We start from the raw sequence: 14,583 nt of genomic DNA on the forward strand, positions 1-14,583 counted from the left end.
ATATGGATGGCGCGACGCGCCTGACCGTCGGCGAGGTCACGCTGAACTACCGGCTGCAGGGCTCAGGCGAGCCGCTGGTCTGCGTCCATGGCGTCGGCTCCTATCTGGAGGCCTGGGACGACGTTGCCGGGCGCCTTTCCGACCGGTTTCGTATCCTGAGCTTCGATCTGCGCGGCCATGGCCGTTCGAGCAAGGTCAAAGGGCGCTACGAGATCGACGATTTCGTCGGGGACGCGCTGGCGCTCGCCGACCATGCCGGCTTCGAGACCTTCCATCTCGCCGGCTTCTCGCTGGGCGGGTTGGTCGCGCAGCGTATGGCGCTGAGGCATCCGGCGCGGCTCAGGCGGCTCGTGCTGCTGGCGACCGTGGCGGGCCGCACCGAGGAGGAGCGCGAGCGCGTCGCCGTCCGCCTCGCCGCCCTGCAGGCCGGTGATCGTGGCTCGCATTACGACGCCTCGCTGTCGCGTTGGCTGACCGAAGGCTTCCAGGCGCGCAACCCCGACCTCATCGCGACGCTGCGGCAGCGCAACGCCGAGAACGACCCCGAATGCTACGCTGCCGCCTATCGCGTGCTGGCGCAGACCGATTTCGGTGGTTTGCTCGACCAGATCCATATGCCGGTCCTCATCGCGACCGGTGCGGAGGATGCCGGCTCCAACCCGCGCATGGCGCGCTACATGCACGAGCGCATCAGTGGCTCGCAGCTGCATATCCTGCCCGGCATGCGTCACTCGATCCTGACCGAGGCCCCCGAGCAGGTGGCCGCGCTGATGCGCGGATTTCTCGGCGGCGGCGCCGGAGAGCCACAATGATTGTCGAGGAACGGGTCTATCGTATCCGGAATGGGCGGATGGGGCGCTATCTCGCGCTCGTGAGGGATGAAGGCCTGGCGATCCAGCAGCCCATTCTCGGCCATCTGATCGGGTACTTCACCACCGAGATCGGCTTGCTCAGCCATGTCACCCATCTCTGGGCCTATGCCGATTTCGAGGATCGGGTGCGGCGGCGCCAGCAACTGGCTGACGATCCACGCTGGCAAGCGTTCCTGCCGCGACTGTCGGAGAACATCGAGCAGGCGGAAAACCGCATCCTGCTGCCGACCGATTTTTCGCCACTGCGTTGAGGGCAAGGATCAGGTGAAGCGCCACGATCGTTCTTAGCGCTTTCCCGACAAGGGATGACACCATTCGTCCTCCGGATCGCAGGAAGACAGGCCGCATCAGCCGGCTCTTAATCGATCGCGGCGGGGGTCGGACAAGCCCGAAGACATCGGGCGCCGAAAGGAGGGGTTTTCGGACATGACCGAGCGACTGCAGATTCAGAATCTGTACAAGATCTTCTCTGCAACACCGGAGGCGGCGCTGCAGATCCTCGCGAATGGCGGGGACAAGAACGCCGTGTTTGACAAGCTCGGCGCTGTCGTCGGGCTCAACAATGTCTCGCTGAGCGTACCTGAAGGCGCCATGTACATGGTCATGGGCCTGTCTGGCTCCGGCAAGTCGACGCTCGCGCGCTGCATCAACCGGCTGAACGAACCCAGCGCCGGCAAGATCCTGCTCGATGGGCGCGATATCGTTCCGTTGAAGGAAGAGGAGCTGCGCGAGGTCCGCCGTACGCGCATCTCGATGGTCTTCCAGCATTTTGCGCTCCTGCCGAACAAGCGCGTCATCGAGAATGTCGAATTCGGGCTGAAGCTGCGTGGCGCCTCGCCGGCGGATCGCCGCCGCCGCGCCGACGAGGTGCTGAGCGTGGTCGGGCTCGCGCGCTGGGGCTACCATTTCCCCCATGAACTGAGCGGCGGCATGCGTCAGCGCGTCGGCCTTGCCCGGGCGCTCGCGACCGATGCCGATATCCTGATCATGGACGAGGCCTTCAGCGCGCTCGACCCACTGATCCGCACCGAGATGCAGGACGAGTTGCTGCGGCTGCAGCGCACTTTGAACAAGACCATCCTGTTCATCACCCATGATTTCCAGGAGGCGCTCAAGCTCGGCACGCGCATCGCGATCATGTCCGAAGGCGAGCTGGTTCGCGAGGGCACCCCGCAATCGATCGTGCTGGAGCCAGGCAGCGATTATGTCGCGGCCTTCACCCGCGAGATCGACCGGGCCCGGCTTTTCGATGCCCGTTCCGTGATGCGCGAAGCCGCTCCGATCCTGCGCTCCGAGCGCGGCATCCTGGTGGGCGGCGCGGAGGCCGGCGATCCCGGTTTCGTTCTCGACGGCGAGGGTCGGATCCTCGGCGCGCTCGACGGCGCGGCGCTGGGCCATGCGCGCCAGAGCGGCGAAATCGGCACGCCGAGCAGCGATTACGTCAGCATCCTGGAGAACGCCAAGCTCATCGAGGTCGCGCGCAGCTATCGCAACGGCGCACCGATGGCGGTCGTCGACGAGGACGGCAGGCTCGTCGGGACCCTGGGCATCGGCGAACTCCTGTCCCGCATGTCCTCGACCTCGCCCAAAACCGCTTCAGCCGGAGATCGCCATGTTTAAGGCCGACGATCTTGCCATTTTCCCGGTCGATAGCTGGATTCAGCAGGGTGTCAGCTGGGTCGCGCTCAATCTGCGCCCCCTCTTCCTCGCCATCAAATGGCCGGTCGAGGGCCTGCTCAGCCTGAACGACGCTGTGCTGCACGCCATTCCGTTCCCGGTCTTCGTCGTCGGCTTCACCTTGCTGGCATGGCGCCTGGCGACGCCCGGCATCGCGGCCTTCAGCGCGATATCGCTCGTGGTGATCGCGATGCTCGGCGTCTGGAACGAGGCGATGACGACGCTCTCGCTGATCTCGACCGCGATCGTATTTTGTGCCGTCATCGGCATCCCGATGGGAATCTGGTGCGCGAGCAGCGACCGTGTCTGGAACGTGGTGCGGCCGATCCTCGATATCATGCAGACGACGCCGAGCTTCGTCTATCTGGTGCCGGTCGTCATGCTGTTCGGCGTCGGCACCGTGCCGGGCGAGGTCGCCGTCGTCACGGCCGCTGCGCCGCCCTTGATCCGCTTCACCAATCTCGGCATCCGCATGGTCGAGCACGAGATCGTCGAGGCCGGCCTCGCCTTCGGCGCCGACAAGCGCCAGCTCCTGTTCGAGATCCAGCTCCCCCTTGCCATTCCGACCATCCTCGGCGGCCTCAACCAGACGGTGCTCACCGCGATGGTGCTCTCCGTCGTCGTCGCGATGATCGGCGCCGAGGGCTTGGGACTCGTCGTCCTCCAGGGCCTGGGCCGTCTCGATGTCGGCCGTGCAGCTGTCGGCGGCATCGCCATCGTTCTGCTGGCGATGGTGCTCGACCGTGTCACGCAGAAGCTGGCCGAACCCAAGCGCGGCGGCGCGACGCGGACCTCGCTGCTCGCCACAGTGATGCGCCTGTTCAAGGGCGGTCGCCCCGAGGAACCGACAGCAACAGCGATAGCGGCAAAGCAAGCGCTCTGACGCTCGCCGCCGAGCGGCATGACTGGCGAATAGCCGGAGCGCCAGGGCGCGCCGGCTCGTAGACCCGCCGCGAGGCGATCAGGGGACATCACAAAACGATCGAACAGATCGGCATCGAGAAGGAGACCGCAATGACAGGCATGACCGGATTGAAGACATTAACGGCTGCGGCCGTCGCCATGACCGCGATCGCTTTCGCGGCAGCGCCTGCAGCTGCGCAGGAGCTTCCAGGGAAGGGCAAGACCATCCGCTATGCCCAGAGCGACAGCCTGGGCGCCAATTATGTCGTCGCGCAAATCGCGATGAAGGCGATGAAGCAGCTCGGCTACGACGTGAAGCTCAGCACCGTCAACACGACGCTGTTCTTCCAGGCGGCGGCGCAGGGCGACCTCGACATTGCAACCGACGTCAATTTCCCGCAGCGCGAGCCCGGCTTCCGAGCGGTCGAGAAGCAGGCCGAGATCGTCGGCGCCGGCTTGATCGTCGGCGGCGGTATCAATGGCTATCTGATCGACAAGAAGACGGCGGCCGCCCACAACATCACCACGCTCGAGCAGATGAAGGATCCCAAGATCGCGGCGCTGTTCGGCAGGGACGGCAAGGCCGATCTGATCAATTGCGATCCCGGCTGGAGCTGCGGCGACGTCGTCGACTTCCAGCTCGACAAGTTCGGCCTCAAGGACACCGTGAAATCGATCCGCGGCAAATACGAGGCGCTGATGGTGGAGGCCGTCGCCCGCGTGAAGCGCGGCGAGCCGGCGTTCTTCTACGCCTGGAGCCCATCCTGGATGAACAATGCCCTCGTCCCGGGCCAGGATGTGGTCTGGCTGCCGACACCGGCGGACGCGCTGCCGCCCTCCGTGCCGAACAAGGGCTCGGCGCTGGTCAGCGGCGTCAAGGGCTGCGCCGGCGGGGCCGATCCGTGCCGCATGGCGATGTCGTCATGGAACTGGTCGGCTGTCGCCAATAAGGGGTTCGTCGCGGCCAACCCGGCCGTGAAAACCTTTGTGGAGCAGATGAAGTTCCCGCTCGAAGACTGGTCGAACTGGGAAGCCAGCATCAACAAGAATGGCGGAAGCACCACCCTCGTGACCAAGATGGCCGATGAGTGGATCGGCTTGCACAAAGCTCAGTTCGACGGCTGGGTCGAGGCCGCCCGTTCGGTAAAATGAGGACCGGTCCTTCTCAATCCGGGCGCGCGACCATTTCGTCGAAGCCTTTGGACCTGAACTCATAGTCCGCATGCAAACGCAGCCGCCCGGTGTGCGGCTGCGTTTCGTGCCAAAGGCTGGCTCGTTCTGAACCGGCCCGCATATTGCGGTGTGGATGCCGTTTTTGGATCAGTCAGGGATGCATCCGCTGGTGCACGGATAAGGATGTCGGGCCGATACCATGATCGCCCTCGCCTTCTCGCCGCTCCGCTAGCGGCGCGATCATGGTATCGGCCGTGCTGGCCGCATTGCCTCCATAGCTCGAAATCCCTCACCTGAAGGCCGACGAAACTTCACTTCACCAGCCGTGCCCGGCATGTCTAATCTCGATCCACGGACAGCAAGGAGCGCAGCTTGAAACATCTCGATCTTCTCCCGCCCGGCCTGATCGTCAACACCATGAAGGGCGATGTGGCGGAGCATCGCGCCGGCGCCTGGCTGAGCTGGGACGGCACGCTCGATCTCGACTGCGCCATCGTCGGCGTGCCCTATGACGGCGCTTCCGTGGTCAGGACGGGCTCGCGACATGGCCCCGATGCCGTGCGCCAGGGCCTGATGTATTTCACCACCTATTCGAGCCGCGACCGCCGCACCATGACGGATTTCCGCGCTGCCGATATCGGCGACGTTCAGGTGGTGCTCACCGATATGGAAGGCACCTTCAAGCGCATCACGCAGACGGTCAGCACGCTGGTCTCGCGCGGGATCGTGCCGGTGATGATCGGCGGCGACCATTCGATCGCTTATCCCAATATGCGCGGCGTGATGGAGGCGATGGGCCCGGGCAAGAAGCTCGGCGTGATCCATTTCGATGCCCATCACGATCTGCGCAAGGCGCATCTGGGCGCTGAATCGAGCGGCGTGCCCTTCCGCAAGACGCTGGAGATGCCCGGCACGCTGCTGAGCGGCCCCAATCTGGTGCAGATCGGCATGGCCGAGTTCACCAACTCGCCGCAACTCGACGACTACGCCAAGGCGATGGGCGTCACCGTCGTCTCCGGCCTCGAGGTTCGTGAGCGCGGCATGGCCGCCGTGGTCGAGCAGGCGCTCGAGGTCGCCGGGAACGGCACGGACGCGATCTACGTCTCCGTCGACATCGACGTGCTGGACCTGTCGCAGGCACCGGGAACCGCGGCCCCAAACCCGTTCGGCCTTCCCGCTCACGACATCCAGTATGCGCTGCGCAAGATCGGCGCGAGCGGCAAGGTGATCGGCGCCGACCTCGTCGAGATCTCGCCGCCCTTCGATCCGCGCAACATCACCGGCTCGACGGGCGCCTCGCTGATCCTGAGCCTGCTCTACGGGTTGTCGTCGAAGTCTATTGCTGATACCTGAAAGAAAGAACGTTAAAACAATGATCTAGAGCAATCTGATGATCCAATTTGACCGGAAATTTCTCTAGGACAAGCCCAGCGCGACCGTCTCCAGTTGGGCGTCCGGCAGGTGACACGCCATCATGACGCCGTTGCTCAGCCGGCGCTGCGCCGGCACCTGGGTCCGGCACAGGTTGCCGAGCTGTTGTGGGCAGCGTGAGGCGAAGGAACAGCCCTTTTCGCCGGGAGCAGCCATGGGATTCTCGGCCAGCCTGATGCGGTTGTCCGCCTGCGACCTTGCCGAACCAACGACAGGAACGGCCGACAGCAGCGAGGCCGTATAGGGGTGGTGCGGGCCGCGCAGCACCTGGGCCGCCTCGCCCTGCTGCACGATGGCGCCGCGATACATCACCGCGATCCGGTCGGAGATATGTGCGATCACGCCGATATCGTGCGAGATGAACAGATAGGACAGGCCGAACTGCGCCCGCAGGTCGGAAAGCAGGTTCAGCACGGCAGCCTGAACGGAGACGTCGAGCGCCGAGACCGCCTCATCGCAGACGACGAAACGCGGCCGCCCCGCAAGGGCGCGCGCAATGCCGATGCGCTGCTTCTCCCCACCCGACATCTGGTGCGGATAGCGCGTGCGATAGCTGCGCGGCAGCCGGACCAGATCCAGCAGCCGGTCGATCTCCGCGCCCACCGCCGCCCCTTTGGCGATCCCGAATAGTTCGAGCGGGCGCTTCAGGACTTCCTGAACCGTATGATGCGGGTTGAGCGCGGAATCCGGGTTCTGGAAAATGATCTGCGCCTGCTGGCAGAAAGCGCTGGAGGGGCGCAGCGGAACCTCGGTGCCACCGAACTCGAGCTGCCCCGCATCGGCGGGGACCAGACGTAAGAGCAGCCGCCCAAGCGTCGACTTGCCGCTGCCGGATTCCCCGACAAGGCCCAGAACCTCGCCGCTGCGGACCTCGATCGTTACATCGTCGACCGCGACGACACTCTTGCGCGGCGCCAGCTTCGGCCAGCCGCCACGCCAGTCGAGACTGCGCCAGAGGCCGCCATGGCCGGCGAAACGCCGGCTCATGCCCCGCGCCTCGAGTAAGGGCCTGCGCTCCGGCGTGGCCTCCGTCGACGCCGGGGCCTCATTCTTCTGCTCAGGCCAGGGCAGAGTCGCCGTCTGCGCCGCCCGGTGGCAGCGCACGCGATGATCGCCCTCGCCTGCCAAGGCCTGGGGCTCGGCGCATGAGGGCACCGCGAAGGGACAGCGCGGCGCGAAATTGCAACCGGGATCGACCACCGTCAGATCCGGCAGGTTTCCCTCGATCGAGGTCAAGCGCTGCTTGGCATGGCTGATGACCGGCATGGCGGCCATCAGCCCGCGCGCATAGGGATGGCGCGGCCCGGCCAGAACCCGTGCACAGGGCCCCTGCTCCACCACGCGGCCGGCATAGAGCACCGTCAGGTCGTCGCAGATCCGGTCGACGATGCCGAGATTATGGCTGACCAGCAGCAATGAGATCCCGCGCCGCGCCCGCAGTGCGTCGAGCAGATCGAGGATCTGCGCCTCGACCGTGACGTCGAGCGCGGTCGTCGGCTCGTCGAGCAGCAGCAGGTCCGGCTCGCAGCCGAGCGCCTGGGCAATCACGGCGCGCTGCTTCATGCCGCCCGACAATTGATGCGGATAGGCCTTCAGCACCGCGGCGGGATCGTGGATACCGGTTTCCGCCAGCAGCCCCTCGGCTCGCTCCATTGCCTCGCGCCAGTTCATGCCGCGATGCAGGGTCAGTGGCTCAGCCACCTGCACGCCGATGGTCAATGCTGGATTGAGCGCCGCCGAAGGGTCCTGGAAAACGGTTCCGATCCGCCGCCCGCGCAGGGACGCGGCGACCTTCAGCAGATCCTGCCCGTCGAAGCGGGCTGCATCGGCCGTGACCGCGGCACCCTTGCCCAGCAGGCCGAGCATGGCCAGCAGCATGGACGATTTGCCGGAGCCGCTTTCGCCGACGAGGCCCATCGCGCCACCGCGCGGGATCGCCAGCGAAACATCGTCCAACGCCGTGACAGAGCCGTTGGCCGTCGCGTAGCGCAGCGACAGGCCTTGAATATCGAGCAGAGCGTCAGCCATGACCGCGCCCCTGCATGCGAGGATCGAGCAGGTCGCGCAGGCCCTCGCCGACGAAATTGACGGCGACCAGCAGAACGCAGAGGCACAGACCGGGCGCAAGGCCGATCCAGGGCGCGCGATCGAGGAAGGGCCGGCTTTCAGCGATCATCAAGCCCCATTCACTGGCGGGCGGCTGCGGGCCGAGACCGAGAAAGGAGAGCGCGGAACCCAGCAGGATCGCGAAGGTGATGCGCAGCGAAGCCTCGACGATGATGGTCGGCCAGACATTCGGCAGAACCTCGCGCCAGAGAATGTAGACGGTCTTCTCCCTGCGGGCGGCGGCGGCCTCGATGAAGTCCTGCGCCAGCACGCTAAGCGCCACCGAGCGCGTCAGACGCGTCATGATCGGCACATAGACCAGCCCGACCGCGACGATGGTCTTGCCCAGCCCCGGCGAGGTCACGGCCAGGATCAGCAGGCCGACGAGGATCGGCGGCAGCGAAATCATCAGATCGATGATCCGCATGATCACATCGTCGACCCAGCCGCGATAGAAGGCGGCGATCAGCCCCAGCGGGACACCGATGACGAGGCTGATCGCCGTGGCGCCGAAGCCCATCGCCAGCGAATAATAGCCGCCGGCCAGAATGCGCGAGAGCACATCGCGGCCGAACTCGTCGGTGCCGAACCAGTGCAGGCCGGAGGGTGGCTGCATGCGGCTGCGGACCGCGAACATGGTGGGATCATAGGGCGCGATCCAGGGTCCGATCAGCCCGAGCAGGACCATGACGACGACGATGGCGGCTCCCGCCACGAGAATGAGCGGCACATGCCGGCGGCGGCGTTTCTGCGCGACGGCCGTCATCAATGCGCGGCCCCCAGCCGGATGCGCGGGTTCAGCATGGCCGATGCGAGATCTGCGGCCAGCGTCGCCAGCGAATAGACCGCCGTGACGACAAGCATCCCGGCCTGCAGCAGTGGGATGTCATGGTTCTGGATGGCGTACATCAACAGGCTTCCCAGCCCCGGAAAGGAGAACACGGTTTCCGCCACGACGATGCCGCCGATCAGGATGCCGGCGTCGATGGCGAGCACCGTGATCGCCGGCAGCATGGCGTTGGGCAGCGCGTGCCGCAGCAGCACCAGCCGCTCGGGCACGCCCTTGGCGCGCGCGGCCAAGACGTAGCGACTCTCGATCGCCTCCAGCATCGACGAGCGCACCATGCGCGAGACATGCGCCGTCAGACCCAGCGACAGGCAGACCACCGGCAGGATCAGATGCCGCAGCCATTGCAGCAGGCCGGCATCAGCGAGCGGTGTATAGCCGGTCGCCGGCAGCCAGCCGAGCCAGACCGCGAAGACGATGATGGCGACGGTGCACCAGAAGAATTCGGGGATGGCGATCAGCGTATACTGCATCATGGTCAGAACACGGTCGCTCAGCGAACCGCGATGGACGGCGGAATGAATGCCCAGCGCGATGCCCATGATCGCCACCAGCAGCAGGCTCATGCCGCCGAGCGCAGCCGAGCGTTCAAGCGCCCCGCCGATCAGCCTGGCGACCGGCTGATCGATCGAGAGCGCCTGGCCGAACTCGCCACGCAGCACGCCCGAGAGCCAGCGCCAGTATTGCACCAGGATCGGGTCGCGCAGGCCGAGTTTCAGCTCCAGCGCCGCCACGGCCTCGGCCGTGGCGTATTCGCCCAGCACCATATGCGCGACCGAGCCGGGCAGCAGATGGATAGCCGCGAAAACCACCGCCGACATGGCGAAGAGAACGACGACCATGCCCAGGATGCGGCGCGCGGCATAGACCAGCATGTCAGGCGAAGCTTGCGTTGCGCAGATCGAACCAGCGCATCGGATGGGCGGTGACGCCCTTCAGGGCGCTGCGATAAGCGCAGCCGAAATTCACCGCATAGGCGAAGAAGCCCGGCGGATTGTCGAAAAGCAGGCGCTGCAGCTGGACATAATGCTCGCGCTGCTGGGCGGGATCGATGGCCCTTCGCGCCGCCTCCAGCGTCTTGTCGACATCGGGATTGTTGTAGTGCCAGAGCAGATTGTTGAAGACGCCGGTCGAGTGAAGGAAGGAATAAGTCGCGGTATCGAGCGTCGGGCGCGCCAAATAGCCGTCAACATAGAGCGGCGCCTTGCCGGACACCTCCGCCAGATAGCGCGCCGCCGGCACACGCTGGATCTCGATGTCGAAACCGCCGGGACGGGCAAGCTGCTGCAGCGTGACGCCAAGCCGTTCGCGCGTGGCGCGGCCGACCGGAATGACCAGCGGAACCTTGACGCCGTTGGGATATCCGGCCTCGCGCAACAGCTTCCGTGCCGCCGCCGGATCGGACTTGGCGATCGGCAGATCCGTTGCGAAAGCCGCGCTCGACGGCGCAATCGGGCTGTGAACCGGCGCCCCTTCGCCGAAGAGCGTCAGATCGATCACATCGCGCTTATCCACGGCCAGATGGAAAGCCTTGCGGACACGCACATCGTTGAACGGCGCGATGGTGTTGTTCATCACCGCCGTATCCCAGGATGCAGAGGTGACGCTTTCTACCCGCAGGCTCGGGTTCTCGCGCAGCACCTTGATATCCTCAGGGTTCAGCTCCCAGACGATATCGATGTCTCCCGCCTTGAGCGCATTCAGCCGCGAGCTCATCTCGGGCATCATGCGCAGCTCGACGCCGGCGAGCTTGGGCAGGCCCTTCTCGAAATAATCGTCGTGACGCACGAGCACGATCCGGTCGCCGGGCGTATGGCTGCGGAAGCGGAACGGGCCGGTCCCGATGGGCTGGGTCGCCATGGTCTCGATGGCGTCAGCCGGGACGATCTTAGCCTGGCGGTCGCCGAGAATGTCGACGAAGCCGGCATAGGGATATTTCAGCGTGAAGGTGACGGTCAGATGGTCGCTCGCCTCGATCGCCTCGATCATCTCGAAGGTATTGCGGGCGATCGCGCCCGTGGCCGGGTCGACGATGCGGCGGAAGGTGGCGACCACGTCGGCGGAGGTCATTTCGCGCCCGTTGTGGAATTTCACGCCCGGCTTCAGCTTGAAGGTGCAGGACTTCAAACCGCTGTCCCAGCTCCAGCTTTCCGCCAGATCGGAGGCGATCGTCATGTCTTCCTTGATCCGGACCAGGCCGTTGAAGACGAGCACGTCGTAGATGTACTCGTCGGCACTGCTGGTCATGGTGGGATCGAGTGTCCGGATCGAGCCGGCCATGGCGATGCGGGCGATATTGGCCCCTTGAGCGCGGGCAGGCATGGGGCCTAGCAAGGCGGCAGCACCGACACCTGCGACAAGGTCGCGGCGGGAGAGGATCGTCACGGCTGTTCTCCTTCACAGATGCGGCTTGCACAGATGCGGCGTGGGGTGATCGTTCCAGAGCGATTTCCGATCCGATTGGGTCGTGAAATTGCTCTATCTATTTGTTTTGACGCGCTTTCTTCAGGCGCAGCGGTGTCGCGCTTCGCGCGAAAAGGCTTTAACCTGGGAAAGGCGACGCAAGGCTCACTTGACCCAGTATTTCGAGGCTTCGGGATCGAGCGCGCGCTCGACATAGGAAGCCATGACAGGCGTGTAGTTCTCCCAGAGGAAGCGCAGCTGGGAGATTGCGGCCCGGTCGTAATCGACCCGCAGATCGACCAGCGGGAAGGCCTCCTTGTGAACGACGAGCAAGGCGGCGGACTTCTCCTGCTTGAGCTCCCCACCCGCCTCGTAGCCGGCCTCCAGGGCTGCCATCAGCCTTTCCCCGAGATGGGCGTCGGGAAGGCTCGCGAAGGTCCCGGTCATCGCGTCGACGACGGATGGCGTGCGGATGATGTTCCCGATCGCGACGCAACCATCGGCCTGCGACGCGTGATGGGTCGAGAGGATACGCTTGCCATGGAACCAGGCCGTGCCACCGTGCCTGTCGATGACCGCGAGCTGCCGATGCTCGATCTCGGGCCCGGCATCCGTGAGGGCGGCGATAATCTCCGCCGCCGTCTTGCCCTCTTCAAGCAGGGCTATGCCGCGCGGTCCCAGCCGGGGATCCGTGCAATGCTGGGTCAGAACGGCCCCAACGCCGGCTTTCGCGAAGGGACAGCGGCTTCCCACGGCAATCGACGATGTCGTGACCGCAAGACCGAACATGCCTGTTCGTCGGCACATGCCAGCAATCGAATACGTCATCGCAGCCGGCTCATTGCTGCGCGAACAAGGCTGTGTCCAGCCATTGGGGCGATCCACACAAAGCCCCGTCGATCGCTCGCTGTCGCGCCATTCTGTATTGCCTCTCCATCGAACCTTGACGACCCTCTCCGCAGCCCATTCTGCCGCCAGCAAGAACTGAGCCTCGGCCGGCGGGGCGCCCCAAATGAGCTGGAGCAGCCTCGACTGGCCGGCTTCCCTCGGAGGCAGAGTGTGACGAATGGGCACGCGCAGCAATCGGCGCAGCTATGCTTTATGCGATGGTGCCATTCGGCCGGCGAATACCGATCTCGGACGTTCCGGCAGGCCGCTGCAAATTTGTCCGGCAGCCCTGGCTATGGCTCATTCAAGAAGTGCTGAAGCCGCGGGCTGACGAAATCGAGGAAGACGCGCACGCGCTGCGGCAACCGGGGACCGCCAAGATAGAGCGCGTGAATCTCCTCCTCGTCGCCCTTGACCGCGTCTGACAGGACTTCGACCAATCGTCCGGCGGCGATATCGGCGCGGGCGTGATAGTCGCCGAGGCGTGCCAGGCCGACACCCGCGAGGGCCATGCGCCGCACCGTCTCGCCATTATTGGCGAGCAGTGCGCCATTCACCGTGCGATCGACGATGCGGCCGCTTTCCCTAAGCGGCCAGACGGGAGCAGCGCGGCGGAAGTTGAAGCCGAGGCAGTTGTGCCTGGTGAGATCGTCGATCGTCCGGGGTGTCCCGTGGCGGGCGAGATAGCTCGGGGCCGCGACGATCTTGCGGTGGGCGACGCCGATCCGCCGCGCCATCATGGTCGAGTCCTGCAACGCCCCGACGCGGAAGGCGACATCGGTGCGGTCCAGATAAAGATCGACGATCTCATCGGACAGCGACAGATCGACGATGATGTTGGGATGCGCCTGCCAGAAAGCCGGAAGCAAGGGCTCCAGGCCGAGCACGCCGAAGGCGACGGAGGCATTGACGCGAACGGTGCCGCCCGCATTCGCCCCACCCAGCGCCAGGTCACGCTCCATCTCCTCAAGCTCAGCCAGCAGCGCGAGGCTTCGTTCGTAATAGATCTGGCCCTCGCTGGTCAGCGAGAGACGGCGTGTCGAACGCTCCAGCAGGCGGACGCCAAGGCGTGCCTCGATCCGGCCGATCAGCTTGCTGACCGTCGAGGGTGTCATGCGCAGCAGCCGTGCCGCCTCGGAAAAGCTCCCGGCTTCGACGACCCTGAGGAAGACCTGCATCTCGCCTGCGCGATTGTCCATCACGGCCCTGCCATCTGTGAACCTGCTTCACAGATAATGTGGAGAGCGAGCGGATTATCAAGCGCGTCTGCGGGGCCCATCTTCCCTGCATGTCAAAGATCTCTGCACTCGACCTGATCAGGACGACCGACCGGCTGACGCTCGGAATCGAGCTCCCGCTCGACAATGACTGGTCTCCCGACGGTGAGGCACGTCGCATCGCTGAGGGACGCCCGCGCGGCGTACCCGACCTCTCCGCGCAAAGCGACCTCGTCCGCAAGATCGACAGCCTGGGCTTCGCGGCGCTTTGGGTGCGCGACGTCCCCGTCTTCGATGCCGTGAACATGGGCGATGCCGGCTCCGTCTATGATGTTTTCGCCTTTGTGGGCTTTCTCGCAGGCATCACCCGCAAGGTCGCGCTCGGGACCGCCGCCGTGGTCCTGCCGATCCGCCATCCGCTGATGACGGCAAAGGCCGCGGCCTCGATCGACGCCCTTTCCGGCGGGCGGTTGATCCTCGGCGTGGCGAGCGGCGACCGGCCGATCGAGTATCCCTTGCTCGGACTCGACTTCGACAGCCGTGGACAGGCTTTCCGCGATGCGGTCGGCTATCTCCGTGCCGCCTGGCAGGACGGCGGCCTGCCGGTGGACGGGCAGCGCGTGGCGTCGCTCGATCTCCTGCCCCGACCGGCACAGGCGAGCATCCCGCTCATCGTTGCCGGCCGCGCCCAACAGGACGAGGCCTGGCTCGCGGAGACCATGGATGGCCGCTTCGTCTATCCCGGCAGCGTTGACCGGCTGATCGCGCAGGCGAGCGATTGGGCGAATGCGACCGGTGGCATGCGCCCCTTCATCAGCGCCTTCCATCTCGACCTCCGCGACGCCCCCGACGCCCCGATGCAGCCGATCCGCTTCGGTGCGCGGACCGGGCGCAAGGCGCTGATCGCGCATTTCCGCGCGCTTGGGCGCGGCGGGGTCGACCATATCGCGATCAATCTGCGGCAGTCGGCACGACCGCCCGGCGAGGTGATCGAGGAACTGGCGTCGGAGGTCATTCCGGCGCTCGCCGACAACAAGGCGGCACTGGCCGCGTGACAACCACAGGA

The 14,583-nt window shown here is 65.5% G+C and carries 13 protein-coding genes; 7 read left to right on the forward strand and 6 right to left on the reverse strand.

Annotated elements, in window-relative coordinates:
• Positions 1 to 2 precede the first annotated feature (2 nt).
• From J2Y55_RS13810 to J2Y55_RS13835, 6 genes are all read left to right on the forward strand, one after another.
• Positions 3 to 812, forward strand: a complete 810-nt coding sequence (locus J2Y55_RS13810; protein ID WP_310154357.1) for an alpha/beta fold hydrolase — start codon at positions 3 to 5, stop codon at positions 810 to 812.
• A complete protein-coding gene (locus tag J2Y55_RS13815) occupies positions 809 to 1,123 on the forward strand; it encodes an NIPSNAP family protein (protein WP_069689762.1) in 315 nt (104 codons plus the stop codon). The genes J2Y55_RS13810 and J2Y55_RS13815 overlap by 4 nt, the downstream gene beginning before the upstream one ends.
• Positions 1,124 to 1,298: 175 nt before the next feature.
• On the forward strand, positions 1,299 to 2,492 hold the full coding sequence (locus tag J2Y55_RS13820; RefSeq protein ID WP_310153883.1) for a quaternary amine ABC transporter ATP-binding protein: 1,194 nt from the start codon (positions 1,299 to 1,301) through the stop codon (positions 2,490 to 2,492).
• Positions 2,485 to 3,432, forward strand: coding sequence for an ABC transporter permease (locus J2Y55_RS13825; protein ID WP_310153886.1), 948 nt, complete (start codon positions 2,485 to 2,487; stop codon positions 3,430 to 3,432). The genes J2Y55_RS13820 and J2Y55_RS13825 overlap by 8 nt, the downstream gene beginning before the upstream one ends.
• Before the next feature lie 131 nt (positions 3,433 to 3,563).
• Entirely contained in the window at positions 3,564 to 4,604 is a 1,041-nt protein-coding gene (gene proX / locus J2Y55_RS13830; RefSeq protein WP_310153889.1) for a glycine betaine/L-proline ABC transporter substrate-binding protein ProX, read from the forward strand.
• 393 nt (positions 4,605 to 4,997) lie between these two features.
• Positions 4,998 to 5,978 (forward strand): agmatinase family protein, encoded by a 981-nt coding sequence (locus J2Y55_RS13835; RefSeq protein WP_310153892.1) that lies wholly within the window; start codon positions 4,998 to 5,000, stop codon positions 5,976 to 5,978.
• A gap of 63 nt (positions 5,979 to 6,041) precedes the next feature.
• Here J2Y55_RS13835 and J2Y55_RS13840 read toward each other — a convergent pair whose 3' ends face one another.
• The 6 genes from J2Y55_RS13840 to J2Y55_RS13865 all read right to left on the reverse strand — a co-directional run bounded on the left by J2Y55_RS13840 (position 6,042) and on the right by J2Y55_RS13865 (position 13,499).
• The gene (locus tag J2Y55_RS13840) at positions 6,042 to 8,084 is read right to left on the reverse strand and encodes an ABC transporter ATP-binding protein (protein WP_310153895.1); all 2,043 of its coding nucleotides are present in this window, start codon (positions 8,082 to 8,084) and stop codon (positions 6,042 to 6,044) included.
• Complete coding sequence (locus J2Y55_RS13845; protein ID WP_310153899.1) at positions 8,077 to 8,928, reverse strand: ABC transporter permease; 852 nt, start codon at positions 8,926 to 8,928, stop codon at positions 8,077 to 8,079. The genes J2Y55_RS13840 and J2Y55_RS13845 overlap by 8 nt, the downstream gene beginning before the upstream one ends.
• A complete protein-coding gene (locus J2Y55_RS13850; RefSeq protein WP_310153902.1) occupies positions 8,928 to 9,884 on the reverse strand; it encodes an ABC transporter permease in 957 nt (318 codons plus the stop codon). The genes J2Y55_RS13845 and J2Y55_RS13850 overlap by 1 nt, the downstream gene beginning before the upstream one ends.
• Before the next feature lies 1 nt (position 9,885).
• Positions 9,886 to 11,394: an ABC transporter substrate-binding protein gene (locus J2Y55_RS13855; protein WP_310153905.1), complete on the reverse strand. Its 1,509-nt coding sequence runs from the start codon at positions 11,392 to 11,394 to the stop codon at positions 9,886 to 9,888.
• Positions 11,395 to 11,577: 183 nt separating this feature from the next.
• Positions 11,578 to 12,240 carry a DUF1028 domain-containing protein gene (locus J2Y55_RS13860; RefSeq protein WP_310153909.1) on the reverse strand — a complete coding sequence of 221 codons (663 nt, stop codon included), beginning with the start codon at positions 12,238 to 12,240 and terminating at the stop codon, positions 11,578 to 11,580.
• A gap of 353 nt (positions 12,241 to 12,593) precedes the next feature.
• Positions 12,594 to 13,499 (reverse strand): LysR family transcriptional regulator, encoded by a 906-nt coding sequence (locus tag J2Y55_RS13865; RefSeq protein ID WP_310153912.1) that lies wholly within the window; start codon positions 13,497 to 13,499, stop codon positions 12,594 to 12,596.
• Positions 13,500 to 13,588: 89 nt separating this feature from the next.
• Here J2Y55_RS13865 and J2Y55_RS13870 point away from each other — a divergent pair, with 89 nt between their 5' ends.
• Entirely contained in the window at positions 13,589 to 14,572 is a 984-nt protein-coding gene (locus J2Y55_RS13870; RefSeq protein WP_310153915.1) for a TIGR03571 family LLM class oxidoreductase, read from the forward strand.
• Positions 14,573 to 14,583: the final 11 nt, after the last annotated feature.

The sequence above is a fragment of the Allobosea sp. BE125 genome (genome assembly GCF_031456075.1).
Taxonomy (GTDB): Bacteria; Pseudomonadota; Alphaproteobacteria; order Rhizobiales; family Beijerinckiaceae; genus Allobosea.